Annotated in this window: 27 protein-coding genes and 1 pseudogene; 21 read left to right on the top strand and 7 right to left on the bottom strand. The window is 61.0% G+C overall.

Translation table 11 applies throughout. The features are described 5' to 3' along the window. Nucleotides 1–5 precede the first annotated feature (5 nt). Nucleotides 6–770, bottom strand: coding sequence for a YiiX/YebB-like N1pC/P60 family cysteine hydrolase (locus A6D6_RS03405; RefSeq protein WP_159659939.1), 765 nt, complete (start codon nt 768–770; stop codon nt 6–8). Nucleotides 771–915: 145 nt separating this feature from the next. Between A6D6_RS03405 and A6D6_RS03400 the strand changes: the two genes are divergently transcribed. Beyond that, nucleotides 916–1707: a helix-turn-helix transcriptional regulator gene (locus tag A6D6_RS03400; protein WP_159659938.1), complete on the top strand. Its 792-nt coding sequence runs from the start codon at nt 916–918 to the stop codon at nt 1705–1707. Here A6D6_RS03400 and A6D6_RS03395 read toward each other — a convergent pair. The 4 genes from A6D6_RS03395 to ettA all read right to left on the bottom strand — a co-directional run bounded on the left by A6D6_RS03395 (nt 1658) and on the right by ettA (nt 4967). Then, nucleotides 1658–2356 (bottom strand): HvfX family Cu-binding RiPP maturation protein, encoded by a 699-nt coding sequence (locus A6D6_RS03395; protein ID WP_159659937.1) that lies wholly within the window; start codon nt 2354–2356, stop codon nt 1658–1660. The genes A6D6_RS03400 and A6D6_RS03395 overlap by 50 nt on opposite strands. Nucleotides 2357–2426: 70 nt before the next feature. Further along, a complete protein-coding gene (locus tag A6D6_RS03390) occupies nt 2427–2663 on the bottom strand; it encodes an anti-sigma factor family protein (RefSeq protein WP_133491788.1) in 237 nt (78 codons plus the stop codon). Then, complete coding sequence (locus tag A6D6_RS03385; protein WP_159659936.1) at nt 2657–3271, bottom strand: RNA polymerase sigma factor; 615 nt, start codon at nt 3269–3271, stop codon at nt 2657–2659. The genes A6D6_RS03390 and A6D6_RS03385 overlap by 7 nt, the downstream gene beginning before the upstream one ends. Before the next feature lie 28 nt (nt 3272–3299). Continuing rightward, on the bottom strand, nt 3300–4967 hold the full coding sequence (ettA, locus tag A6D6_RS03380; RefSeq protein ID WP_159659935.1) for an energy-dependent translational throttle protein EttA: 1668 nt from the start codon (nt 4965–4967) through the stop codon (nt 3300–3302). Between the two features lie 203 nt (nt 4968–5170). Here ettA and A6D6_RS03375 point away from each other — a divergent pair, with 203 nt between their 5' ends. The 6 genes and pseudogenes from A6D6_RS03375 to fos all read left to right on the top strand — a co-directional run bounded on the left by A6D6_RS03375 (nt 5171) and on the right by fos (nt 10619). Next, nucleotides 5171–6760, top strand: a complete 1590-nt coding sequence (locus A6D6_RS03375) for a methyl-accepting chemotaxis protein (RefSeq protein WP_159659934.1) — start codon at nt 5171–5173, stop codon at nt 6758–6760. Between the two features lie 136 nt (nt 6761–6896). Then, complete coding sequence (glyA, locus tag A6D6_RS03370; RefSeq protein ID WP_133491792.1) at nt 6897–8153, top strand: serine hydroxymethyltransferase; 1257 nt, start codon at nt 6897–6899, stop codon at nt 8151–8153. A gap of 125 nt (nt 8154–8278) precedes the next feature. Continuing rightward, nucleotides 8279–8413: pseudogene (locus A6D6_RS21805) on the top strand (four helix bundle protein); the annotation flags it as partial. A gap of 53 nt (nt 8414–8466) precedes the next feature. After that, nucleotides 8467–8952 carry a transcriptional regulator NrdR gene (gene nrdR, locus A6D6_RS03360; RefSeq protein ID WP_159659933.1) on the top strand — a complete coding sequence of 162 codons (486 nt, stop codon included), beginning with the start codon at nt 8467–8469 and terminating at the stop codon, nt 8950–8952. Next, entirely contained in the window at nt 8949–10067 is a 1119-nt protein-coding gene (ribD, locus tag A6D6_RS03355; RefSeq protein ID WP_159659932.1) for a bifunctional diaminohydroxyphosphoribosylaminopyrimidine deaminase/5-amino-6-(5-phosphoribosylamino)uracil reductase RibD, read from the top strand. The genes nrdR and ribD overlap by 4 nt, the downstream gene beginning before the upstream one ends. 105 nt (nt 10068–10172) lie before the next feature. Next, nucleotides 10173–10619: a fosfomycin resistance glutathione transferase gene (fos, locus tag A6D6_RS03350; protein WP_159659931.1), complete on the top strand. Its 447-nt coding sequence runs from the start codon at nt 10173–10175 to the stop codon at nt 10617–10619. Between the two features lie 135 nt (nt 10620–10754). Here fos and A6D6_RS03345 read toward each other — a convergent pair whose 3' ends face one another. Continuing rightward, a complete protein-coding gene (locus A6D6_RS03345) occupies nt 10755–11378 on the bottom strand; it encodes a TetR/AcrR family transcriptional regulator (RefSeq protein WP_159659930.1) in 624 nt (207 codons plus the stop codon). Nucleotides 11379–11496: 118 nt separating this feature from the next. On the opposite strand from A6D6_RS03345, the gene A6D6_RS03340 reads away from it, so the two are divergent. From A6D6_RS03340 to A6D6_RS03285, 12 genes are all read left to right on the top strand, one after another. Next, nucleotides 11497–11877 carry a cupin domain-containing protein gene (locus A6D6_RS03340; protein WP_133491803.1) on the top strand — a complete coding sequence of 127 codons (381 nt, stop codon included), beginning with the start codon at nt 11497–11499 and terminating at the stop codon, nt 11875–11877. Nucleotides 11878–12289: 412 nt separating this feature from the next. Continuing rightward, nucleotides 12290–13285, top strand: coding sequence for a 1,2-phenylacetyl-CoA epoxidase subunit PaaA (gene paaA / locus A6D6_RS03335; RefSeq protein ID WP_159659929.1), 996 nt, complete (start codon nt 12290–12292; stop codon nt 13283–13285). Nucleotides 13286–13310: 25 nt separating this feature from the next. Further along, the gene (paaB, locus tag A6D6_RS03330; RefSeq protein ID WP_133491805.1) at nt 13311–13592 is read left to right on the top strand and encodes a 1,2-phenylacetyl-CoA epoxidase subunit PaaB; all 282 of its coding nucleotides are present in this window, start codon (nt 13311–13313) and stop codon (nt 13590–13592) included. Between the two features lie 11 nt (nt 13593–13603). After that, complete coding sequence (gene paaC, locus A6D6_RS03325) at nt 13604–14359, top strand: 1,2-phenylacetyl-CoA epoxidase subunit PaaC (RefSeq protein ID WP_159659928.1); 756 nt, start codon at nt 13604–13606, stop codon at nt 14357–14359. Further along, nucleotides 14346–14885, top strand: a complete 540-nt coding sequence (gene paaD, locus A6D6_RS03320) for a 1,2-phenylacetyl-CoA epoxidase subunit PaaD (protein ID WP_133491807.1) — start codon at nt 14346–14348, stop codon at nt 14883–14885. Before paaC ends, paaD begins: the two co-directional genes overlap by 14 nt. 16 nt (nt 14886–14901) lie before the next feature. Next, entirely contained in the window at nt 14902–15978 is a 1077-nt protein-coding gene (gene paaE / locus A6D6_RS03315; RefSeq protein ID WP_159659927.1) for a 1,2-phenylacetyl-CoA epoxidase subunit PaaE, read from the top strand. A gap of 126 nt (nt 15979–16104) precedes the next feature. Next, the gene (gene paaZ / locus A6D6_RS03310) at nt 16105–18156 is read left to right on the top strand and encodes a phenylacetic acid degradation bifunctional protein PaaZ (RefSeq protein ID WP_159659926.1); all 2052 of its coding nucleotides are present in this window, start codon (nt 16105–16107) and stop codon (nt 18154–18156) included. Nucleotides 18157–18302: 146 nt separating this feature from the next. Continuing rightward, a complete protein-coding gene (locus tag A6D6_RS03305; RefSeq protein ID WP_159659925.1) occupies nt 18303–19346 on the top strand; it encodes an SIR2 family protein in 1044 nt (347 codons plus the stop codon). A 107-nt stretch (nt 19347–19453) separates the two neighbouring features. Then, nucleotides 19454–19732: a SymE family type I addiction module toxin gene (locus tag A6D6_RS03300; protein WP_159659924.1), complete on the top strand. Its 279-nt coding sequence runs from the start codon at nt 19454–19456 to the stop codon at nt 19730–19732. A gap of 319 nt (nt 19733–20051) precedes the next feature. Continuing rightward, entirely contained in the window at nt 20052–20471 is a 420-nt protein-coding gene (locus tag A6D6_RS03295; RefSeq protein WP_236563962.1) for a very short patch repair endonuclease, read from the top strand. A 10-nt stretch (nt 20472–20481) separates the two neighbouring features. After that, nucleotides 20482–21696: a DNA cytosine methyltransferase gene (locus A6D6_RS03290; protein ID WP_159659923.1), complete on the top strand. Its 1215-nt coding sequence runs from the start codon at nt 20482–20484 to the stop codon at nt 21694–21696. Continuing rightward, on the top strand, nt 21693–22343 hold the full coding sequence (locus tag A6D6_RS03285; RefSeq protein ID WP_159659922.1) for an Eco29kI family restriction endonuclease: 651 nt from the start codon (nt 21693–21695) through the stop codon (nt 22341–22343). Before A6D6_RS03290 ends, A6D6_RS03285 begins: the two co-directional genes overlap by 4 nt. A gap of 41 nt (nt 22344–22384) precedes the next feature. On the opposite strand, the gene A6D6_RS03280 is transcribed toward A6D6_RS03285, so the two are convergent. Next, the gene (locus tag A6D6_RS03280; RefSeq protein ID WP_159659921.1) at nt 22385–22654 is read right to left on the bottom strand and encodes a type II toxin-antitoxin system TacA family antitoxin; all 270 of its coding nucleotides are present in this window, start codon (nt 22652–22654) and stop codon (nt 22385–22387) included. A gap of 438 nt (nt 22655–23092) precedes the next feature. On the opposite strand from A6D6_RS03280, the gene A6D6_RS03275 reads away from it, so the two are divergent. Together A6D6_RS03275 and A6D6_RS22085 are read left to right on the top strand one after the other, a co-directional pair. Further along, a complete protein-coding gene (locus tag A6D6_RS03275) occupies nt 23093–24697 on the top strand; it encodes a tannase/feruloyl esterase family alpha/beta hydrolase (protein WP_159659920.1) in 1605 nt (534 codons plus the stop codon). 285 nt (nt 24698–24982) lie between these two features. Beyond that, the gene (locus A6D6_RS22085; RefSeq protein ID WP_159659919.1) at nt 24983–25273 is read left to right on the top strand and encodes an FAD-dependent oxidoreductase; all 291 of its coding nucleotides are present in this window, start codon (nt 24983–24985) and stop codon (nt 25271–25273) included. Nucleotides 25274–25408 lie beyond the last annotated feature (135 nt).

Below are 25408 nucleotides of genomic sequence, written 5' to 3'. Positions count from 1 at the left end.
GCGGCTCAGTGATCCGATGCCGTCGCCGCGCTTTCCGGTGACCAATTGACCCGATAGGGATCGAAACCCCGCAGGGACGGCTTGATCACCTGAAAATACGGTGAAATATCAAAATCTCTCGGCGCGAACAGACTGTAGTGGCGAATATGCAGGATCTCCCTGCAATAGCTTTGTTGGGCCGGATCGCACTGATTTTCCCATTCGACGTCGGGCAGGATCGGGTAGCGAACCGACTGGAACGCCTGGGCGATCAGCGTCGAGCAGATGGCGCGGGTGGGGTCGCCACTGCCCAATGCCAGCATGCGGCGGCGCCAGCGGCTGGGAGCAGGCGGTGTCTGAATCAGGTAGCGGGCCAGATCGACGATATTGCGCAGGTCGTAGCGGTACCCCACCCGCTCGCGGGCGTAGTTGACCGCCCGCGACAGGTCTTCAGTGGTGAGCCCGACGCTGCGGCAGATCCGGGTGTGAAAGCCTTGGTAGTGATCAAGCGGAACCTCGCGCACGCCCTGTTCGAGGTCTGCCTCGATCAGGCGGCAGTGTCGCGGGGATGGGGCGGTGGCGACCACCAGCGCGGCGTGGGACCAGGTGGACTGGGTCAGATATTTCACCGCCGAACTGAACCGACTGGTACCTTCCACCAGCAGGACGTCACCCACTTGCACCGTGTCCGCGAGAAGTTGGAGCCCGGTGGCGGGGGCCAGCGACAGATGCGGCCGGTCGCGGCCCAGATAACGCACCAGATGGCGGCCTAACCACCAGCGAACGCCCATGATCCACCTCTTGTTTCAGTTTATTGAAACCATAACGCAAACGAATGCGAAACAGGAGATGAGCCGACCGGGCTTGCTATGTCGTGGCGGGAAACGGGTAGAATGGAGACGAAGCCGACCTTGGGGATCAATAATAATCCGCTTCATGTCCAATACTGTTCGCGAGCACATTCATCGTATTTGGGACCGACTGGCCGATTTTCCCGAGCCGTTGCTGGGGACGGATGGGCTGCGTTACCTGCTGGAATCCATCAGCGAGCTGATTGATGCCGATCATGGCTATTGGCTCAGCTGTTTCCTGCTCGGTCATCTGGATGCCAACAAGGACCCCATGCTGGGCTGGCGGCCCGGCCCCATGTTTTTCTACAAGGAAATGCCCGACGACAAGTCGGTGGTGAAGAACAACATGGAAAAGTTCGAGGCGGGGGAATACCCGGTGGATGAAAGTACGCGCAATCATGTGCGCAAGGCCGGGCGTTTTCGCGCCACGTTGATGCGGGACCACGTTTCGGCGGCCTTCTTCAACGGACCGCACTACCGGCATTATTATCAACGCCGCAACATCACCGATACCCTCTTCGTGGCGGCACCGGTCAATGCCGACACCGAAGTCTATTTCTGCTTCAACCGGGTCGGCAGCGAACAGCCATTTGGCAAGGCGGAACTGGATATCGCCGTGGAGGCGTTGCGCAGCCTGGGCTGGTTCCACAAAAAAGTACTGCTGGGGCACGGTCTGCTGATCGCCCGTCAGCCACTCACGCCCACCGAAAAAAAGGTGATGCATCATCTGTTGACCGGCCTGGCGGAAAAACAGATCGCGGAAAAGCTGGATCAGAAAGCCGACACCACTCATAAACATGTCGGCAGTATCTATCGTAAGTTCAATGTCAGGAGCCGGGCCGCTCTAACGGCTCTCTGGCTGGGACAGCGGAACTGAGGCCACTGATGAGGCGGGATGCCCAGTAATCCAGACTCAGAAATCGGCCCGCGCCATGGAAAAACAAGATCATCAGCAGGACCAGATAAGTGGCGGCGAACTCGATGCCGTTATTGAGTACCACGAAAGTGCCTTTCTCCGTTAGCCAATCATAATGGCCATGTTCCCGTAACAGAGCACGGGCCTGCGTCAATCGTTCGCCGACGCCGGCGCTGTTCTCAAGGCTTGCCTCGGCGGCGGGAATGCCCAGCGCCGCCAGCGGGCGTGCCATGCTGGTTTCCGCGTTGGACGGCGCGATGGCGAACCAGCCGTTGGGCCAATGCACGGCGAAGATGGCGACCAGCATGGTGGCCATCAAGGGGAGGCTGATCAGGCGGGTGGCCAGGCCAAGAAGCAGCATAACGCCACCGATCAACTCGGCGGCGGTGGCCAGGAATGCCAGCAGCCAGGGAAAGGGCAGGCCCAGGCCCCAATCCGGGTTACCGAACCAGGCGACGGTGGCGTCGAAGGCGTTCAGTTTGTTGAGACCGGCGCTGAAAAACACCGGTGCCAGGTATAACCTCAGCGCCAGGGGCGCCAGGAAGTCCAGAGTACGGGCGCGCTCCAGCAGCGCCTGGACGCGAAGGCCAAGAACAGAGGGGAATGACATGCCGGCATCCTGTTTTATGGAAGTCGGAATAGAGATGCCGTGGTGGTGTGAATGTTACAAACAGCGCCGCTCAGGAAGGGCGGCGCGGCAATCGCGCCAGGATGGCGTCCACCTGGTCATCACCAAGAGGGGCATCCGGGGCTTGATGGCGTAGATGCTCGGTAAGCGCGTCCAACTGCCGCACGTAGCGGCGGCAGTGGCGACAGATCATGAGATGGGTGCGCAGGGCCAGGCGTTCTCCAAGGCTCAACGGAGTACCATCGACCAGGGCGTCGGCGCGCTGTACCACTTCTTTGCACTTCAACATTCGCCGGTCTCCTGAAAGTGATCCACCAGTTGGAACAGCCGCGTGCGGGCGCGATGCAGCAGTACCCGGACATTGGATGGGCTGATCTCGAGAATGTTACAGATAGCATCGAAATCCAGGCCCTGAATATCGCGCAGCTCCAGTACCAGGCGCTGGTTCTCCGGCATGGCTCCAAGATGCTTGTCCATGCAGCGCTTCAATTCGTCCCGGGTCAATAACGCGTCCGGCCCGTGCAGTTCCCAGGTGAGTGGCGGCGTCCGCCAGTGACCGTCGCCGCGAAAGCGGTGGGCCAGGGCGTCGCCGGTGTCCTCGGTGGGGTCAAACTGGATCTCGCGGCCGTGGCGGCGCAGTTGCATGCGGGCCTGATTAATGACGATGCGGGTGAGCCAGGTCAGCAGGGTGCTGCGGCCCTCGAAACGGGCCAGGGCGCCGTGGGCGGCGATCCAGCCGTCCTGCACCGCCTCCTCTGCGTCCGCCGGTTGCAGCAGGCTGCGGGCGGTACTGAGAAGCCGGGGATGGTAGTGCTTTACCAACAGGGCAAAAGCAGCGCGGTCACCGCGGCGCAAGCGCTCGACAAAATCCGGACTTTCCAGTTGCGATTCGCTCATCGGCCGCGGTTTCCGCCTGGTGGGAGAGTTACACCTCGATACGCTTGTACTTCATGCGTTTGGGCTGCAGGGCATCATCGCCCAGCTGCTTGCGCTTGAACTCCTCGTATTCGGTGTAGGATCCCTCGAACCACTCCACGTTGGCGTCGCCTTCGAACGAGAGGATGTGGGTCGCCACCCGGTCCAGGAACCAGCGATCGTGGGAGATCACGATGGCGCAGCCGGGGAACGCCAGCAGTGCTTCTTCAAGGGCTCTCAGGGTTTCCACGTCCAGGTCGTTGGTGGGTTCGTCCAACAGCAGCACGTTGGCGCCCTGCTTGAGCAACTTGGCCAGATGCAGCCGGTTGCGTTCCCCGCCGGACAGGTCCTTGACCCGTTTCTGCTGGTCGGCGCCCTTGAAGTTGAAGCGGCCGAGATAGGCGCGGCTCGGGACTTCGTAGTTGCCGATCTTGAGGATATCCAAACCGTCGGAGACTTCCTCCCACACGCTCTTGTTGCCGTCCAGGTCCTCGCGGCTCTGATCCACATAGGCCAGGTCCACGGTGTCGCCGATCTCGATCTCGCCGCTGTCCGGTGTCTCCTGTCCGGCGAACATACGGAACAGGGTGGTTTTACCGGCGCCGTTGGGGCCGATGATGCCGACGATGGCGCCGCGGGGCACCGAGAAATTCAGATTCTCGTAGAGCATCTTGTCATCGAAGTGCTTGCTGACGTCCTTCACTTCGAACACTTTCTCGCCAAGGCGTTCGCCCGGCGGGATATACAGCTCCTGGGTTTCGTTGCGCTTCTGGAATTCCTGGCTGGCCAGTTCCTCGAAGGCGGACACCCGGGCCTTGTTCTTGGCACGACGGCCCTTCGGATTCTGCCGTACCCATTCCAGTTCTTTCTCCACCGTCTTGCGGTGCGCGGATTCGCTCTTGGCTTCCTGCTCCAGGCGCTGTTCCTTCTGCTCCAGCCAGGAGGAATAGTTGCCTTTCCAGGGGATGCCTTCGCCGCGGTCCAGCTCCAGGATCCATTCGCAGGAGTTGTCCAGGAAGTAGCGGTCGTGGGTCACCGCCACCACGGTGCCGGGGAACTCGTGCAGGAAGCGTTCCAGCCAGGCCACGGACTCGGCGTCCAGGTGGTTGGTGGGCTCGTCCAGCAACAGCATGTCCGGAGCGCTCATCAGCAGCCGGCACAGGGCCACCCGGCGCTTCTCGCCCCCGGACAGGTTCTTCACCGAGGCTTCCCAGGGCGGCAAGCGCAAGGCGTCGGCGGCGATATCCAGTTTGCGCTCCAGATTGTGGGCGTCGGCGGTTTCGATGATCGCTTCCAGCCGCGCCTGCTCCTCGGCCAGCTTGTCGAAGTCGGCATTTTCGTCGGCGTAGGCGGCGTAGACCTCTTCCAGCCGGGTCTGGGCATTGCGGATTTCGGACAGCGCTTCCTCAACGATCTCGCGCACGTTCTTTTCCGGATCCAGCTCCGGTTCCTGGGGCAGATAGCCGATATTGATGCCGGCCATCGGGCGGGCTTCGCCGATGTAGTCCTTGTCCACCCCGGCCATGATTTTCAGCAGGGTGGATTTCCCCGAGCCGTTGAGACCGAGCACGCCGATCTTGGCACCGGGGAAGAATGACAGGGAGATGTCCTTCAGGATCTGCTTCTTCGGGGGGACCACCTTGCCCACCCGGTCCAGGGTGAAGATGTATTGAGACATAGAAAATGGCTTGCCTGACAGTGCGTTAAGGCCCCGCTAGGCGGGGGCCGGGGTGTGGCGCCTAAACTAACCGAAGGCGCGGGAGGATGAAAGCCCGGTGCGGGCCGGGATCCTCAAGAAGCGGCTGGTTCCGCCGATAACACGGCCACGAAACCCGATTCCACTTTCCGAAGCGGGTGTGTTGGACCTTTCAGGAGCAGGCCGTGCTGGCAAAACTCAACCGGATCAATGTGAAGTATGGGGTCGCCTTCATCGGGGTGGCATTGGCGTTGTGGATCGTGGTGGGAGTGAACGTGTTGCTGGTGAACTCGGTGAAACAGCGGATGCTGGAGTTCGGCGACCGGTTCACGCCGGCCATCACCGAAGTGGTCAACGCCGACCGCGACCTGTATCAGGCCCGGCTGGCGGAAATGGCCTTTCTGCGCGGCATTCCCGGTACGCCGGAAGCGCGGGCCAATCAGGCTTTCTATGAGGAGAACGCGGTCCAGGCCCAGGAGCGTATCACGCGCATGGCGGAGCTCATGGACGGCTACATGGATACCGGCGGCAAGGCCGATGAATACCGGCAACTCTACGAAACCTGGCGGCGTGAATCGGCCAAGGTGTTCCAGCTTTATAATGACGAGTTGGTGGGGGAGGCCATGGAGCAGCTGGACGGGCCATCCCTGGCCAGCTTCGACGCCCTGCGCGCCTTCTATGATCACGCCGGTGACAATGTCGCCGCGCGCATTCGGGCGTTGCAGGAAGAGACCTTGGAGACGGTTCGGCTCCAGCAACTGGCCATCAGTGTCTTCGCCGTGATCATCGGCGTGCTGGCGATCGCCATCGCCTTGATCGGCCCGCACCTGATGTCCCGGGCGATCCGCCAGATCACCCGGCGTATCCGTGAGATCAGCGAAGGGGACGGCGACCTGACTGCCCGCATCCACAGTCGTCGTCGGGATGAGATCGGCGAACTGGCGGATCAATTCAACGCCTTCATCGGGCGTATCGATGGCACCCTGTCAAAAGTGCGCGACAGCGCCTTGAGCGTGAAGACCGCCGCCGAGGAGATCGCCCGTGGCAGCCAGGAACTGTCCGCCCGTACCGAGCAAACGGCGGCCAACCTGCAGGAAACCTCCGCCTCCATGGAGCAAATCACCCACACCGTGCACAACACCTCGGACGCCAGCGGCAAGGCGACCCAACTGGTTCGTGGCACCGTGGATGTGGCGCGGCGGGGGCAAGCGGCCATGCAGGAAGTGGAGCAGACCATGGCGCGCATCAACGACTCTTCCACCCGCATTGCCGATATCGTCACCCTGATCGATGGCATTGCCTTCCAGACCAACATCCTGGCGTTGAACGCGTCGGTGGAGGCGGCCCGGGCTGGTGAGCACGGCAAAGGCTTCGCGGTGGTGGCCCAGGAAGTGCGTACCCTGGCCAGCCGTTCCGGGGAAGCGGCCAAGGAGATCCGCGAGCTGATCGGTACCTCGGTGAACTGGACTCGCTCCGGCGCCACCCAGGTGGAGGACACTGGCCGCACCATGGAGGAGATCCTCGCCGCCATCGAGAAGGTCAACGCGGTGATCGCCGAGATCAGCACTGGCGCCCAGGAGCAGAGTCTCGGTATTGGCCAGGTCAACACCGCGGTGACGGAACTGGACACCATGACCCAGCACAACGCCTCCATGGTCGAGGAAACCAACGCCGCCGCTGGCGAGATGCGCGACCAGGCCGAGTCCCTGAGCGCGGTGATCGGTGCTTTTCGGCTCAGTGAGCGCGCCTCCGGCCGGGAGCAGACGCCCTCCTGAGGCCAAATGGCCCCGCGCCGGCGGGATTTGCCCGGTTCAAGTCGTCATGAGCGCCATTCAAGTGCCAAAGGGCGGGGTTTTGGTTAGAATACGCGCCCCTGAATCCCCAACCAGACCGTACCTTAGAGGGTAGCCCATGTTCCCCAAGTCCATGTCCATCGCCGAGTTCGACCCGGAAATCCAGGCCGCCATCGACGCCGAGCGTCTGCGCCAGGAGCAGCACATCGAGTTGATCGCCTCCGAGAACTACGCTTCTCCGCGGGTGATGGAAGCCCAGGGCTCCGTGCTCACCAACAAGTACGCCGAGGGCTACCCGGGCAAGCGCTACTACGGTGGCTGCGAGAACGTGGACGTGGTGGAGCAACTGGCCATCGACCGTGCCTGCCAGCTGTTCGGCGCGGACTGGGCCAACGTGCAGCCGCACTCCGGCTCCCAGGCCAACGCCGCCGTCTACATGGCGGTGCTGCAACCCGGTGACACCGTGCTGGGCATGAGCCTGGACGCCGGTGGCCACCTGACCCACGGCGCCAAGCCCAACTTCTCCGGCAAGATGTACAACGCCATTCAGTATGGTCTGGACAACGAAACCGGCCTGATCGACTATGATCAGGTGGCGGAACTGGCCCGCGAGCACAAGCCGAAAATGATCGTCGCCGGCTTCTCCGCGTATTCCCAGGTGGTGGACTGGCAGCGTTTCCGCGCCATCGCCGACGAGGTGGGCGCGGTGTTGATGGTGGACATGGCCCACGTGGCCGGTCTGATCGCCGCTGGCGTCTACCCGAGCCCGGTGGGCATCGCCGACATCACCACCACCACCACCCACAAAACCCTGGGTGGCCCCCGTGGCGGCCTGATCATGGGCAAGGCCAACGAAGACCTGCAGAAGAAGATCAATTCCGCCGTCTTCCCCGGCGGCCAGGGCGGCCCTCTGGAGCATGTCATCGCCGCCAAGGCGATCTGCTTCAAGGAAGCCATGGACGAGTCCTTCAAGAGCTATCAGCAGAACGTGGTCAAGAACGCCCAGGCCATGGCCCGGGTGTTCATCGAGCGCGGTTTCGATGTGGTCTCCAACGGTACCGAAAACCACCTGTTCCTGCTCAGCCTGATCAAGCAGGACATCACCGGTAAGGACGCCGACGCCGCCCTCGGCCGCGCCCACATCACCGTCAACAAGAATGCCGTCCCCAACGATCCGCGTTCCCCGTTCGTCACCTCCGGCCTGCGCATCGGCTCCCCCGCCATCACCCGCCGCGGCTTCAACGAGCAGGACGCCGCCGACCTCGCCGGCTGGATCTGCGACATCCTCGACAACATGGGCGACGAAGCGGTGATCGACGAAGTGCGTGGGAAGGTCGGTGAGATCTGCGCGCGGTTGCCGGTCTATGAGCGGTAACAAAGTGAATAGTTAACAGGGAACAGTTAACAGCGAAAAACGGGGGTCATGGATGACGGACCGGCATGTGGCGCGGGGGAAATCCCGCGCTTTTGCGTTGAGGGTGGTGAAAAGCTGCCAATGAAACGGACTACTGGATAGATCTGTTGTCGGAAGCAGGCTACTTTGGCCCGGACGCGGGTCTGTCCATGCGCGCTGACTGTCAGGAACTGTTACGGATCTTGATCGCCATTATCAAAACCGCCAAAAGTCAGCGATAATGAGCTTGTTTCCTCTATTCACTGTTCACTTTTAACTGTCAACTGGTCTTCCCATGTACTGTCCCTTCTGCGGCGCTCAAGACACCAAGGTGATCGACTCCCGGCTGGTGGCCGATGGTGGCCAGGTGCGGCGTCGCCGTGAGTGTCTGAGCTGCAACGAGCGGTTCACCACCTTTGAAACCGCCGAGCTGGTGATGCCGCGGGTGATCAAGTCCGACGGTACCCGTCAGCCGTTCGATGAGAACAAGCTTCGTGCCGGTATGCAGCGGGCACTGGAGAAGCGTCCGGTGAGCGTGGAGGACCTGGAAGCCGCCATCAGTCGCATTTGTCATCAACTGCGGGCCACCGGTGAGCGGGAATTGCCGGCGCGGGAGCTGGGGGAATTCGTCATGGAGGCGTTGCAACAGTTGGACGACGTGGCCTACGTGCGCTTCGCCTCGGTCTACCGCAGCTTCCAGGACATTTCCGAATTCGCCGCCGAAGTGGATCGATTGCGAAGCCGGACTGGTGATAAAAAGGACGGCAAGGACGGCGCATGAGCGATCCGGCCTTTGATCAGCATTGCATGATCCGGGCCCTGCAACTGGCCCGGAGAGGACTGTATACCACCGATCCCAACCCCCGTGTGGGCTGCGTCATCGCCCGGGACGGGCGGATCATCGCCGAGGGCTTTCATGCCCGCGCCGGCGAGCCCCATGCCGAACGTCATGCGCTCGCCATCGCTGGCGCCGAGGCGCGCGGCGCCACCGCCTATGTCACCCTCGAGCCCTGTTCCCACACCGGCCGCACCGGCCCCTGCGCCGACGCCCTGGTCGAGGCCGGCGTCGTCCGCGTGGTGGCGGCCATGGAGGACCCGAACCCGCAAGTGGCCGGTAACGGTTTTGGCAAGTTGCGCGCCGCCGGTATTCAGGTGGAAGTGGGGCTGCAAGAGGCGGAAGCCCGGACCCTGAATCCCGGGTTCAGCCGCCGCATGCGCGGTGAGCGGCCCTGGGTGCGTATCAAAGTGGCCGCCAGCGTGGACGGCCGGACCGCCATGGCCAGCGGCGAATCCCAGTGGATTACGGGCCCAGAGGCCCGCGAGGACGTGCAACGGCTGCGCGCGCGCAGCTCGGCGGTGATCACCGGCATCGGCACGGTGCTGGCGGACCGGCCTTCCTACACCGTGCGCGCGGACCAGTGGCGGCTGGGCGAATACGGCTCCGATCAGGTCCGCCAACCTTTGCGGGTGATCCTCGACCGGCGCTTGCGCACGCCGGTGGACGTCCCCGTGGTCACCGCCGCGGGTCCCTGCCTGATCGTCGGCGGCGAAGCCCATCCCGAACGGCAGCGTGCCCTGGAAGCGACCGGCGCCGAGGTCATGCACCTGCCCAGCTCCGGCTCCGGCGTGGATCTGAAAGCGCTGCTGGCGGACCTGAGCCGGCGGGAATGTAACGAAATCCTGGTGGAATGCGGCGCCACCCTGGCGGGGGCTTTCGTCCGCGAAGCGCTGTTCGACGAATTGATTGTCTACATGGCGCCGGCGCTGCTCGGCACCGATGCCCGTGGCCTGCTCACCTTGCCGCTGGTACGCATGGCGGAAAAAGTATCCCTGCGCTGGGCTGATGTGCGGCAACTGGGCAACGACCTGCGGCTGACGCTGGTACCAGGATATTGAACCGCTGTGGGAAGCTGCCTGGGCAGCGAATAGTTTGTCCCGGTGTTCGACGCTATCCTCTAAAAGGGAAGAGGGAAGAATCAGAGCCAAAGAGCGGATTGGTCTATGCATCGAGGCGGCGGACAAGGTATTAACCACATAACACTGTCGGTCTCCGACCTGGACCGCTCCCTGAGGTTCTATACCGATATCGTTGGCATGACAGCCGCTGTGCGTTGGGATGGCGGTGCTTATCTTCGGTCCGGTGGCGATTGGGTTTGCTTATCCTTGGACAATCGGACTCGGCAAGGCCCTTTGCCGGAATACTCGCACGTTGCCTTTTCCCTCACGGAATCGGCGTTCTGGGAAAAGGCTGACCTGCTGCGCCGCCATGGCGTCTCTCTCTGGAAAGACAACCGCAGCGAAGGCGACTCCCTTTATTTCCTTGATCCCGACGGCCATAAGCTGGAGTTTCACCGCGGCGATCTGGCCTCCCGTTTAAGAGCGTTGAGGGAGAAACCCTATTCCGGATTGCAGTGGCTGGAGGACGAGGCCGGGGATAAGTCATCCTGAGTCCACGGCGAGTCGGGGGGACCGTTCCGGAAGCCATGGCGGTTGTCGAATCCCGGCCTTTCCGTCCGACCATGAGACCCGGTCGTACCGGCCTCTGTTCCCGTTGGGCGCGCCGGATCGGGACTAACCAGCCCGCTAACGGGTGAGATAGTTCCGCAGCAGGTCATACAGCTCATCCTGGAGTTGTTGCTGTTCCGCCGCTGACGGGTAATCGTTCACCGCCCGGTGCGCCACGGCTTCCAGGCTGGTTTCCACCACCACGGCGGCCAGAGCCGGCTGGCGTCCGGGAGCCAGCTGATCGGCATGACGGCATAGAAAGGCTTCGATCAGGCCGGTGAGACGGTGGCTGGTGTCCCGCGCCCGGCGTAAGCGGTCCACATTGGGCAATTGCTCCATCAACACCCGGTGCAGCGCCGGGTCCAGGCGTTGCATGTCCAGGCCGGCGTGAATCAGCGTCCGCAGACCGCCTTCCAACCCGGCCGCGTCGTCGCCTTCCAGAGCCCGGTCCATCACCTCCAGCAGGCCCTGGGCATGCCGATCCACCAGCGCCGCCACCAGCGACTCCAGATTGGGAAAGTACTGATACAGCGAACCGATGCTGACGCCGGCCCGTTCGGCGATGCGGGCGGTGGTGGCGCCCTTGTAATCGTGGGCCACCAAAACCTGAGCCGTGGCTTCCAGCAGGGCTTCCACCGTGGCGTGGGAGCGGGCCTGACGCGGCTGTTTACGGGGCTCCGTGGGCGTCGAGGAGGGTGGCATGGCGGGCTCCGGAATGCGAATGGGAAATGTGAGGAAACACTCGCATAATTTCTGAAGCGCAACAACGTTGCCATCCTTCGACCCCCTGTTGTCCATCACTGCTAACAAGGAGCCCGCTATGTCCTCCGTCGCCGTCAATCTGCGGCAAGCCGTGGACGCCATTCCCGACGATCAGCCTTTCTCCCTGCTCGGCCACCATCGCTGCGACGAGGAGTCCATGGTCGGGGTGATCACCATTCACAACACTCGTTCCGATGGCAGTTGGGAGCGTCACCCACGTGGCGATGAGCTGCTGGTGATCCTGGACGGTCGTCTGACCATGCGGGTGCGGCAGCCGGATGGGACCTTGCTGGCCCATGAACTGGCCTCCGGCCACGCGCTGCTGATTCCCCGTGGCCTGCCGCACACGGCCACCCTGCATACCCCTTCCATCCAGGTGCTGTTCGTCACCCCCCGTCACGGTACCGAGGAGTGGGTGGAACCACTGCCTGCCGGTTAGGGCCTGTTCACGCTATTTGCATCCAGCAGGCGCGATGCAAATAGCGTGAACAGGCCCTAAGAGCGTCGGTCTTCCCTGATTCATATCGCCGCGCCGGTCCGGATACCCGACCGGCGTTTTGCTATGCGCGGAAAAATCCCCTAAAGAGTCCGCGATTTGGATCCTCATTCTGGGTACTACCGTATCGGATTGATGATCCTTTGGGCTATCAAGATGTCTTTTAAAGGAATGGGGCTGTGTTTCTATTTTTGGATAACTTATTGATTAATAAGAATATATATAAAAAACAGTGAAATAATGATAAGGGACGTCAAAACATGACACATAAACTTGCTATTGACATAAATTTATGTGTCATATAATACTGCCCCTATGGGTGGCACCACCGCCACGACGGAGCAGGGAGAACCTCATGTACGCACAGCAGGTGGATACCGGCGCCAAGCGCCTGAAAAGCCTGGAGGAGATGAGTCCGGAAGAGAGGCACTTCCAGGAGAAGGTGGATGCGGAAGTGCGCATCGAGCCGAAGAACTGGATGCCCGAAGGCTACCGCAAGACGCTGATCCGGCAGATCTCGCAGCACGCCCATTCCGAGATCGTCGGCATGCTGCCGGAAGGCAACTGGCTGACCCGGGCGCCGACCTTGAAGCGTAAGTTGCAGCTGATGGCGAAGATCCAGGACGAAGCCGGTCACGGCCTGTACCTGTACAGCGCCATGGAGACCCTCGGCGCCGACCGCGACGAGGAAATCGAAAAGCTGCATCGCGGCGAGGTGAAATTCTCCTCCATCTTCACCTACCCGACATTGACCTGGGCCGACATGGGCGCCATCGGCTGGTTGGTGGACGGTGCCGCCATCGTCAACCAGGTGCCGCTGCAGCGTTGCTCCTACGGACCCTATGCCCGCGCCATGATCCGCGTGTGCAAGGAAGAGAGTTTCCACCAGCGCCAGGGTTACGAAATCCTGCTCACCATGATGCGTGAAGGCACCGACGAGCAGAAAGCCATGGTGCAGGATGCGATCAATCGTTTCTGGTGGCCATCACTGATGATGTTCGGCCCCTCCGACGCCAACTCACCGAACTCCGCCCAATCCATGGCCTGGAAAATCAAACGCCACGGCAACGACGAACTGCGCCAGCGTTTCCTCGATCAGACCGTGCCGCAACTGGAATTCCTTGGCTGTACCGCGCCGGACCCGGACCTGAAATGGAATGAGGAAACCGGCCACTACGAATTCGGTGAGATCAACTGGCAGGAGTTCTTCGATGTGCTCAAGGGCCACAGCCCCTGCGGCGTCGAGCGTATTCAACAGCGCAAGAGCGCCATCGACGAAGGCCAGTGGGTGCGTGACGCCGCCGTGGCGTATGCCCGCAATCAAGAGCGGAAAGCAAAAAGCGCCGCCTGAACTGAATCAACCCATCGAGATGAACATGGCTGACTGGACCCTCTACGAAGTCTTCGTGCGCAGCAAGCACGGCCTCAACCACAAACACGTGGGCAGCGTGCATGCCGCTGATGCCCAGATGGCGCTGGAAAACGCCCGCGAGCTGTACACCCGCCGCAGTGAAGGCGTGAGCCTGTGGGTGGTGCCCGCCGGGCAAATCACCGCCAGCGCCGGCGACGAGAAAGAGCCCTTCTTTGATCCGGCCGACGACAAGGTCTACCGCCACGCCAGCTTCTACAAGCTGCCTCCTGAAGTGGACCAGATGTGAGGATGCCGACCATGGAAACCCGTGAAGCACTCACCGAATACCTTCTTCGCCTGGCCGATACCGATATGGTCTTGGCTCAACGGCTGTGCGAATGGTGCGGGAACGCCCCGGCACTGGAAGAAGAAGTGGCGATGATGAACGTGGGCCTTGATCTGCTGGGGCAGGCGCGCAACTGGTACGACTACGCCGCCGAACTGCTCGACGACGGCCGTGACGCCGATCACCTGGCCTTCCGCCGCAACGAGCGCGAATACCGCAATCTGCTGATCGCGGAGCAGCCGCGCGGCGACTACGCCGTGACCACCGCCAAGCAGTTCCTGTTTGACGTCTGGCATCACCAGGTGCTTGCCCGGCTCACCGGATCCAGCGATGAACGCATCGCCGCGGTCGCCGCGAAGGCCCTTAAGGAAGCCACCTACCACCGCCGCCGTTCCACCGAATGGATGCTGCGGCTGGGGCAGGGCACTGAGGAAAGCCACCGCCGTCTTGCCGACGCGGTGCAAAACCTGTGGCGCTTCACTTACGAACTGACCGACACCGACGCCATTGAAGACCAACTCGCCGACGCCAACATTGGCGCGGGTAATGTCGGGGAGGCCTGGCGTGATGAAGTGGCCCGCGTGTTCCGCGAAGCCGATCTGGAATTGCCGGAACCGGCGCGTCACTTCTACATGGATGGCAAGAACGGCAAGCACACCGAGCATCTGGGCTTTTTGCTGGCCGAGATGCAGTACCTGCAACGAGCGTACCCCGATGCAACCTGGTGAGCTGATCTATCGCGAGCGGACCGCTTTTACCGGCACCCCTCTGGGCGAAGCGGATCTCGAGCGTGCCTGGGACTGTCTGGTCGAAGTGATGGATCCGGAAGTGCCGGTGGTCAGCGTCGTGGATCTCGGCATGATCCGCGCGGTGGCGTGGGACCAGGACCGTCTGCACGTAAAAGTCTCGCCCACCTATTCCGGCTGTCCGGCCACCGAGGTGATCGAGCGCGATGTCAGAGACGCGCTGGAACGCTTCGGCTTTCGCGACCCGTGTATCGAGCGGGTGCTGGCGCCGGCCTGGACCACCGACTGGATCACCGACACGGGCCGCGAAGCGCTCAAGAGCTACGGCATCGCGCCGCCGCCCAAGGGGCGCGGTCGAGATACTTTGCGTGATCCGGGACCGGCGGACTGCCCGCACTGCGGCAGCACTCACACCGAACAACTCAGCGAATTCGGCTCCACCGCGTGCAAGGCGCTTTACCGCTGCCGTGACTGCCTGGAGCCGTTCGACTATTTCAAGTGCCTTTAAGACAAGAGCGCCTGACATGAACCAATTTCATCCATTAAAAATTCGCGAAGTGCGACCGGAAACCCGAGAGGCGGTGTCCATCGCCTTCGACATCCCGCCGGAACTGACCGACGCTTTCCGTTTCACCCAGGGCCAGCACCTGATCGTGCGCACCCGGATGGACGGCGAGGAGGTGCGCCGCTCCTACTCCATCTGCACCGGCGTCCATGATGGTGACCTGCGCGTGGCGGTGAAGAAAGTGCCCGGCGGCCGTTTCTCCGGCTTTGCCAATGGTGAACTGAAGGAAGGCGACACTCTGGAGGTCATGCCGCCCAGTGGTCACTTCTACGTCGATCTGGACTCGGAACGTGAAGTCGAGTACCTGGCCGTGGCCGCCGGCAGCGGTATCACGCCAATTCTGTCGATCATAAAAACCACCCTGGAAACCGAACCGAAAAGCCGCTTCACGCTGCTTTATGGCAACCGCTCCAGTAATTCCACCCTGTTCCGGGAAGCGCTCAGTGACCTGAAGAACGCGTATCTCGGCCGCCTGAATATCATCTATCTGTTCAGCCGCGAACAGCAGGACGTGGACCTTTATAACGGCCGCCTCGACGCCGACAAATGCGACGCCATCTTCTCCCGCTGGCTCGACACCCCGAACCTGCACGCCGCCTTCCTCTGCGGCCCGCAATCCATGACCGAAACCGTCCGCGACCGTCTCGTTGCCAACGGCCTGGACAAAAGCCGCGTGCACTTCGAACTGTTCGGCGTGGAAGGGCAAACCCAGCGCAAGCACCGCGCCCCGGAAGAAGTGACCGACGACGAAGACAAAACCCAGGTCACCATCATCGCCGACGGCCGCGAAGTGCTTGTCGAACTGCCCCGGGACAGCAAGAACATCCTCGACGCCGCCAACGAACACGGCGCTGACCTGCCGTTCTCCTGCAAGGCCGGCGTCTGCTCCACCTGCCGCTGCAAGGTGGTGGAAGGCGAAGTGGAAATGGACAACAACTTCGCCCTGGAGGACTACGAAGTCGCCGCCGGTTACGTGCTCTCCTGCCAGAGCTACCCGATCACCGACAAGGTCGTCCTCGACTTCGACCAGCCCTAAGGCATCGCTGACAGAGCCCGCTCCCACAAGAGAGCCAAGGAACCCTGTTTTTGTGGGAGCAGGCCTTGCCAGCGAATGAGCGGCTGAGGCCGCGAACATCCAACCGATTAAAACAGGAGCCACGCCATGACCGTTCTCCAAAGCTACCTCGCCGGCCAATGGTTCGGCAGCCAGGCCGCCAAACCCCTGGCCAGCGCCATCAACGGCGAGATCGTCGCCCACACCCACGACGACGCCCCCGACTTCGCCGCCGCCGTGGACTACGCCCGCACCACCGGCACCCGCGAACTGCTCAAGCTCGACTTCCAGGAGCGCGCCGCCCGCCTCAAGGCCATGGCGCTCTACCTGCAGGAACACAAAAAAGAGCTCTACACGCTCTCGCGCCACACCGGCGCCACCAAAGGCGACAACGCCTTCGACATCGACGGCGGCTTCGGCACCCTGTTCGCCTACGCCAGCATGGGCCGCAAGGAACTGCCCTCCGGCAACGTCCTCCACGAAGGCCCGGTGGTCCCCCTCGGCAAGGAAAACCACTTCGCCGCCACCCACATCCTGGTGCCGCGCCGGGGCGTCGCCGTGCACATCAACGCCTTCAACTTCCCGGTCTGGGGCATGCTGGAGAAATTCGCCGGCAACTTCCTCGCCGGCATGCCGTGCCTGGTGAAACCGGCCACCGCCACCAGCTACCTCACCGCTGCCTGCGTGCGCCTCATGCAAGACTCCGGCGCGCTGCCGGAAGGCGCCCTTCAGCTGATCATCGGCGGCACCGGTGACCTGCTCGACCAGCTCGACGAACAGGACATGGTCACCTTCACCGGCTCGGCCAGCACCGCCCGCAAACTGCGCGCGCACCCCAACCTCATCAACCGCTCCATCCCCTTCAACGCCGAAGCGGACTCCCTCAACAGCGCCATCCTCGCCCCGGACGTCACCCCCGAAGACAGCGAATTCGACCTGCTGGCCAAGGAAGTGGTCCGCGAAATGACCGTCAAAGCCGGCCAGAAATGCACCGCCATCCGCCGCATCCTGGTGCCCCAACAGCACCTGGACGCCTTCGGCGAACGCCTGATCCAACGCCTGGAAAAAATCACCCTCGGCGACCCGAACGAAGAAGGCGTGCGCATGGGCGCGCTCGCCTCCCTGGACCAGAAAGAAGACGTGGCCGCCGCCGTCAACGACCTGCTCAACACCAGTGAATGTATCTTCGGCGGCAACGGCGACCCGCAGCCCATTGGCCAGGGCACCGACAAAGGCGCCTTCTTCGGCCCGCGCCTGCTGCGCAGCACCGATCCTCATGCGGAAGGCGGCGCCCACGACATCGAAGCTTTCGGCCCGGTCAGCACCCTCATGGGCTACGGCGACCTGGATGAAGCCATCGCCCTCGCCGACAAAGGCAAAGGCAGCCTGGTCACCACCTTCGCCACCAAGGACCCGAAAAACGCCGCCCGCGCCATCCCCGTGCTCGCCGCCCGCCACGGCCGCCTGCAAGTGCTCAACGCCGAATCCGCCCAGGAATCCACCGGCCACGGCGCGCCGCTCCCCATGCTCAAACACGGCGGCCCCGGCCGCGCCGGCGGCGGTGAAGAACTCGGCGGCATCCGCGCCGTGCGCCACTACCTCCAGCGCACCGCCATCCAAGGCTCCCCCACCATGCTCGCCGCCGTCACCGGCGAATACGCGCGCGGCGCCGACGTCCTCGAAACCGAAGTGCACCCCTTCCGCCGCCACTTCGACGACCTCGCCATCGGCGAATCCCTGCTCACCCACCGCCGCACCGTCACCGAAGCCGACATCGTCAACTTCGGCTGCCTCTCCGGCGACCACTTCTACATGCACTTCGACGACATCGCCGCCAAAGACTCCCAATTCGGCAAACGCATCGCCCACGGCTACTTCCTCCTCTCCGCCGCCGCCGGCCTCTTCGTCTCCCCGGCCCCCGGCCCCGTCCTCGCCAACTACGGCCTCGACACCCTGCGCTTCATCACCCCCGTCGGCGCCGGCGACACCATCCAGGCCCGCCTCACCTGCAAACGCAAAATCGACCAGGGCAAAGCCGCCCCCGACGGCACCCCCCAAGGCGTGGTGGTCTGGGACGTACAGGTCACCAATCAGGACGACGAACTTGTCGCCAGCTACGACATTCTGACGCTGGTGGCGAAGAAGAAAGGGGACGCATAACCGCCATGTGGTGAGTTGGTCCTTACTCTTTAAATCCAGGCTTCCTTGGTGATGGCCGCTCCTTTTGGGGCGGCCTTTTTTTTGCAATCATCGTGGCTCTGTTGTTCGTGTACACATAAGCCTTACTATCTGGCGAAGGAGAGAGTATGGATAGGATCGTCTATGTATTAGGTGCTGGCTTTTCGGCGCCTTTAGGCTTGCCCGTCATGAGTAATTTCTTGTTCAAATCGAAGGATATGTATCTTTCTGATCCAGAAAAATATGAACACTTCGATAAGGTTTTTGAAAAAATACAAGAGATATCAGTGGCGAAAAATTACTACAAGACAAATCTTTTCAATATAGAAGAAATTCTTTCCATACTGGAAATGTCTGAGTTTTTGGATGGCCTCAGGCTAAAAGACGAATTTGTGCGTTATATAAGGGATGTCATCGATTTTTATACGCCTCGCCTGGGTGAGATTCATAGGCCTGGGAATTGGGATGATTTCGTGTTCGGGCGTGGTGAAAATAACAAGCTGTTCGGTTTTTTTGTTGCCAACCTTTTTGGAATAAAGTTTAGGGAGCATGATGATAGGCAGAGAGGGAAAAGAGCTTTTTTTGCTGATATTTCACGAAATAGAAATAAATATGATGTTATTTCTTTGAATTATGATTTGGTTTTAGAGGGTTACTCCGATTTCATAAATGAAAATTATCAAGTGGATAGGCCGTTAAGTTTTATAAAGTCTCAATATAAGGAGGGTGACGATTCCCCTCATTTGGCGAAGTTGCACGGATGTGTGGAGGATGGGAATATTGTTCCGCCAACATGGGCTAAGGGGAGGGATTCAGGTATTGTTCCTGCTTGGAAAGCTGCTTTCTCGATCTTGGAGGGTGCCTCTCATTTGAGGTTTATAGGCTACTCTCTTCCGGATGCGGATTCCTATATTAAATATCTTCTGAAGTCTGCTGTTCTGAAGTCCCAAAACTTGAAGTCGATAGATGTTATATGTATCGACTCTGATGGAAGCACAAAGAAGCGGTACGATGATTTTTTTGACTTTCCCTTCTATAGATTTAAAAATTGCTCGGTTTTGGATTATTTAAAAGGTTTGCTGGAAACTATGCCGAGCAAGGTAGCTCAGCCATTTAAAGAAGTTGATGCGGCTTTAATTGAAAGGGGGCATGAAAAGTTCATGAAAAGTTGATTTTCTATTGTTTTTCGGAGTGGGTTGTGCCAGATTTAAAAGCACTGCCCCCGGGTGCGGCAACACCCGAAGGCAGCTAACCACAACAGACTGTAGGAGAGTCCATCATGGCTGCTCGCAATCATAAGCCACGCGCCCGCGTGGGTAAAAGCGAATCCCCCAAACCCAACCGCGAATTTCCCTATATTCGCCACCTCAAGGTCCACCCGGGCCAGTACTACCATCAAACGCTATCCAACAGCTGCCGGGTCAGGCTTGTGCCCTGGGTCCATATCAAGGGCTATTGGCTGGAGGAAGCCGGCTTTACCGTCGGCACCCCGGTGCACGTGGAAGTCAGCGAGGGCCGCTTGGTGATCTCCGCCGCCCCGGAGCCCGCCGACACTTGATATCGCCCGTGCCCCCGCCTTGCCGGGCGGCGGCTGCCGCTATGGAGCCGGAGCTCCACTCGACATTATCCGACGGATTTGATCGGCGGGAAAATACTCGGACAGAAGTGTTTCCCTATAGGCGGCAATGGCCATGCCTTGCAGGCGCCAGATGGTCCGCCAGAAGAAAACGATTGAAATTTGATCGGCTGGAGCCATGCTGCTTGTTTGATTGACTGTCCTTATGTACAGTTTTTGGGTGTTCGCGCCGAGGGTGCCCGGCGGGCCCATCTCTACTATCATGGCGGCCAGCATTGAGCCGCCATCCCAGAGAGAGCCCGTGTCGGATACCCTTTCGCCCAAGGCCCGCAGCGAGCGCATGTCGCGCGTGAAGGCCAAGGATACGAAGCCCGAGATGACGCTGCGGCGCCTGGTGCATGGCCTCGGGTTCCGGTACCGGCTTCACCGGCGCGATCTGCCGGGGACGCCGGACCTGGTGTTTCCCGGCCGTAGGGCCGTGATCTTCATGCACGGCTGCTTTTGGCATCGCCATCCCGGCTGCGGCCTTACCCGGATGCCGAAATCCCGGGTGGAGTTTTGGCGGACCAAGCTGGAGGCCAACCGCGAGCGGGATTTGCGGCATCAGCGGGCGCTGGCTGAGATGGGGTGGCGGGTGCTGGTGGTCTGGGAATGCGAATTGCGAGATTTGGACGCCGTGGCCAGTAAGGTCGAGGCTTTTCTAACCCAGGAAGAAGCGTGAGAGGGAACCAGTGAAATCAGTGGAGCTTTTCGCGGGCGCTGGCGGTCTCGCCCTGGGCGCCTCACTGGCGGGGTTCGAGCCACTGGCGGTGGTGGAGTGGGACAGATGGGCCTGCGACACCATTCGTGAGAACCAAAAGCGTGGCTACCCGGTGGTCAAGGATTGGCCGGTCTGGCAAGGCGATGTGCGCGCTTTTGATTGGTCATCCATTCCGGAAGATATCGACCTTCTGGCCGGCGGGCCGCCCTGCCAACCCTTCTCCATGGGCGGCAAACACAAGGCCTTCGGTGACAAACGCGACATGTTCCCCGCTACCGCCGAGGCGGTGCGCCGCCTCAAGCCCAAGGCGTTCATTGTCGAGAACGTGCGCGGCCTGTTGCGGCCCGCCTTCAGTAATTACTTTGAGTACATCAAGCTCCAGTTGGAGTTTCCCGAGGCGGGCCGAAAGTCCGGTGAGGATTGGGTTGCTCATTTCAAGCGGCTGCAGCGGGAGAAAACGTCCGGCGTGCTTCATCGCACGGGGTTGGCTTATAACATCGTCACCAATCTGGTGAATGCCGCCGACTATGGTATTCCGCAAAAACGGGAACGTGTGTTCATCGTGGGCTTTCGCTCCGATCTGGACATCCGATGGAACATTCCGGACCTGACGCATAGCCATGATTCACTGCTTTATTCCCAGTGGGTTTCCGGCGAGTACTGGGATCGGCATGGCATCTCGTCGCGAAAGCGCCCCCAGGTCCCCGCGAATCTGGAAAACCGGGTTAAGAAGCTGAGTTCATCGCTGCCTCTGGCGCCGCTGAAACCCTGGCGCACGGTCCGTGACGCGCTCCAGGGCATTCCCGACCCGCGCAAGCGCAAGCCCCATGATTTCTTCAATCATCGCCACCAACCCGGCGCCAAGGTTTATCCCGGCCATACCGGTAGCCCTTTGGATTTGCCCGCCAAGACGCTCAAGGCCGGTGACCATGGCGTGCCCGGCGGTGAGAACATGATGATTCTTGACAATGGCGAGCCCAGATATTTTAGTGTTCGCGAATCCGCCCGAATTCAGACCTTCCCGGACGGCTTCGTTTTTCATGGCTCATGGACCGAGACCATGCGGCAATTGGGGAACGCCGTGCCCGTCGCGTTGGCCCGCACCATCGCGGCTTCCGTTGGAGAACAGCTCATGGAACGACGGATACAGCTAGAGGCACGCACCCGACAACAAGGCGTTGCATGAGCGATAAAAAGAGTTCCGTCGTACCCTTCAACCCTCTCGATAAACGGCATCTCGGCGAAAGCGTGGGACAGGCCATGCTCCGACAGCCCGTGTTCCCGCTGGAAGAGCTTGAAGCCTTTCAAGGCGCCGGGATCTACGCCATTTACTACACGGGCGACTTCGAGGGCTACGAGGTCATCGCCGAAGCGAATCGCAATGATGCTTTTCGAGCGCCGATTTACGTGGGCAAGGCCGTGCCGTCGGGCGCGCGGAAAGGCGGGGATCTGGAAGCCAAGCCCGGCAAGGTGCTGTTCAATCGCATCAAGCAGCACCTCAAGAGCGTTCGCGAAGCCGAGAATCTGGATTCCAACGACTTTCACTGCCGCTACCTGATCGTCGATGACATTTGGATCCCTCTCGGCGAATCACTGCTCATCGCCAAGTTCAATCCGATCTGGAATAAGCTGATCGATGGCTTTGGCAATCACGATCCCGGCAAGGGACGCCACAAGGGAATGCGGCCTAGATGGGACGTACTGCATCCCGGTAGGGCGTGGGCCGAAAAATGCGAGCCCCGCTCGGAAAGTTCTTCTCAAATAACGTCCGAAATCAAGGACTATCTGAGGAACAATCCGCCCAGCACGGATAATGTGCTGATAACGAGCTAAAGGTCGTTCTTTGCTTGTCCTGGCAAATACCTTGCCGTTGTCTACCGAAGCGCGTCGACCAGATCGTCCATGGGGGTGGGTGGATTTTCAATCGCGTCTAGCACCCGGCAAAAGTCGTCATGGCTGACGCGGGTGGCCGTGATCTGGCTGAGCAGCCGCGGAGCTTGGGCTACCGCGCTGGTTCGAACAAACTCGGCTAAACACAGACCCCTGGCGTCGGCGGCTCGCTGCATCAGCGCCTTTGTATGGGTATCCATGTGTAAAGTGATTCTTTCCATTTCTTGATCGGAACTGGCGGATGGCTTTTCCATCGTTGTTGTCCCCGGTGTGGTGGTCGTTACGGGCAATCTTTCTTGGAATAGCCTGCTCCTGCTCTTAACTGGTTTCAAGGCACTAGGAAGCCGCCCCCGCAAACCTATCCTTCAAAGGCTTCTCCATCACCTCCATACGAGGCTGCGGTAACGCTACCGCCTCTTGATGCCTCCACTCCCGAGTGAACACTCGACGAAAAAGGCCTATGATCCCCAGACACCCTGTTCGCGGCTTGCTGTCCGGCAGCATCATCGGATAAGCCATCCGGGGCGGTATAAGCAACAAAAGCAGCACCCATCCAATAACGACAAAACCGGGAGAGCAGCATGAAAACAAGAAACGGCCTGACAAGGCTGAGTATGGCGCTATTCGGGATTTCCTCCGTCGCTCTTGTGAGCTGCGGGGGTGGCGGTAGTGATTCACACGTGCAACGGCCGATGTCCTGTGATCAGCTGGTCGGCCTGGCGATTCCGGCCGACGCCATGGGACTAGCCACGTCCGGCGGTGAAGTGACCGCGGCGGAGGTGGTCGAGGCCAGCGGCTCCGGCGCGGCGGCAGTGCCTGAGCATTGCCTGGTATCCGGGCGCATTGCGCCGGTGGATCCGCGGGCGCCGGACATTCAATTCAAGGTGGCGTTGCCCACCGAGTGGAATTCGAAAGTGCTGATGTTTGGCGGTGGCGGTTTCAATGGCTCCATTCCGGCGATCACCGGTGATATATCCCAGGGCGCGCCGGATCAGCCGACGCCGCTGGGCCGGGGCTACGCCACCTTCGCCAGCGATTCCGGGCACCAGGCCAATGAGTATGGCTCCCAGGATGGTCGCTGGGGTCTGAATGACGAAGCGGTGCGTAACTTCTCCGGCGAGGCGCTGAAGAAGACCCGCGATGCCGCTACCTTCGTGATCGAGAAGCGGTATGCCCGCAAACCGGCGCAGCGTTACTTTGCCGGCGGTTCCACCGGCGGCCGCGAGGCGCTGACCAATATTCAACGTTGGCCCGACGATTGGGATGGCGCCATCGCCTGGTATCCGGCCTGGAACAACGTGGCCGCGCTGCTTGCCGGACAATACATCAGCCGTGCCCTGGCGGAACCCGGTGCTTATCCGGATTCCGGCGAGCGCCAGAAGTTACTCGATGCTGCTCTGGAAGCCTGTGATGGGCTGGATGGGGTTGAGGACGGGTTGATCAGCGCTCAGCGCCAATGCAACGAGACCTTCGATCCGGCAACCGCCATGGTGGACGGCAGCGATCTGCGTTGTCCGGGTGGCGCCGACGACGGTGACCATTGCCTGTCCGATGCTCAGATCGACGCTTTGCAGGCGATGGATGCCGGCGTTGAGTTCAACTTTACCCTGGCCAGTGGCGAGACCGGCTATCCTGGCAGTAACGTCTGGGGCGCGGATCTTGGCATCACCACCATCGATACGCCGGTGCAGCCCACGGTGGTCTTTCTCGCATTGGGCACCGCGCAGCCGGTGCAGCCGGACATGCCCCGCAACGCGCCGTACCTGAGTGTGTTGGTGGATCAGTGGGTGAAGTATTCGGTGGCCGGTGACGCGGATTTCAATTCCTTTGAGCTGGACCCGATCAACCCTGAGCAGCAATACGCGGAACGGATCAGCGAACTGAGTGGTATGCTCAATTCCGGCACGGATATCTCCGAGTTCGCGGATCGCGGTGGCAAATTACTGCTGGCGCATGGGCTGGCGGATGTGCTGGTCAGCTCCCGGGCCACGGAAATTTACTACCAGCGGTTGTTGGAGCAGATGGGGCAGGAAAAGGTGGATTCCTTTGTGCGCTATTACGAAATCCCGGGATTCGGCCACGGCGCCAGCTCGCATTTCCACGCCACCTGGGATTCCCTGACCGCCCTGGAAAACTGGGTGGAGCGGGATGTGGCGCCGGAAGATCAGGTGACCATGGACCTGATCGGCGCACCGGGCCGCACCCGGCCGTTGTGTGACTACCCGGCGTGGCCGCGTTACGTCAGTGGCGGCGATCCGATGTTCGCGACATCTTTCGAATGCGTGACGGAAGACTAAGGCACCGATCCTGAGCGTGTCAGTGCCTGCTGGACTGACACGCCAACAGGCTTTGGTGTCCTGCTACACGTACAACGGGCTCGCCGCTGTGGCAGCGGCCTTGGCCACGAATGCCGAGCCTCTACAAGGAGGCGGCCGTAATCTCCAGGCCGCTTCCTTTCTTGACCTGCATCAAGGAGATTCAACCCGCCTCCGCGACTCTGACTACTTTGTGATCATTTGGGCCGGCCTCTCGCCACGCGGAGACAACGGTTGCGTCGGGCCGACAACTGACAGGAGGTTGTCATGAGTAATAAGCAGACGAAAGATCGGCATGCTGTGACGCGCCGACAGATACTCAAGGCTGGCGCCACATCGGTTCTGGGTGGCCTGGCGATTGGCGCCGCCGGGGTGAGCGTCCGTGCTCAAGCCGATGAGCTGCTCAGGAAGTGGAATGAGGAAGTGGACGTCATCGTGGTCGGTTCCGGCTTTGCCGGGCTGGCCGCCGCCCATGAAGTGGCCAGGGCGGGCGCCTCCGTGGCGTTGCTGGAAAAGATGCGCACGCCCGGCGGCAATTCCATCATCGTCCAGGGCTGATTCAGTGAATGAATCGTCAGACGAAAAGGTTGACAATATGAGTCGTCACTTCTAACTTTTCATATCGGAGAGAACGCCAGGAAGTCATCTTGGTACGCCGGGTGGGGTATTTCCGTATTTCCCCGGCGGCGGGAG

This window comes from Alcanivorax xiamenensis, from assembly GCF_009846745.1.
Taxonomy (GTDB): domain Bacteria; phylum Pseudomonadota; class Gammaproteobacteria; order Pseudomonadales; family Alcanivoracaceae; genus Alloalcanivorax; species Alloalcanivorax xiamenensis.
This window is presented reverse-complemented; position numbering and strand designations above follow the sequence as displayed.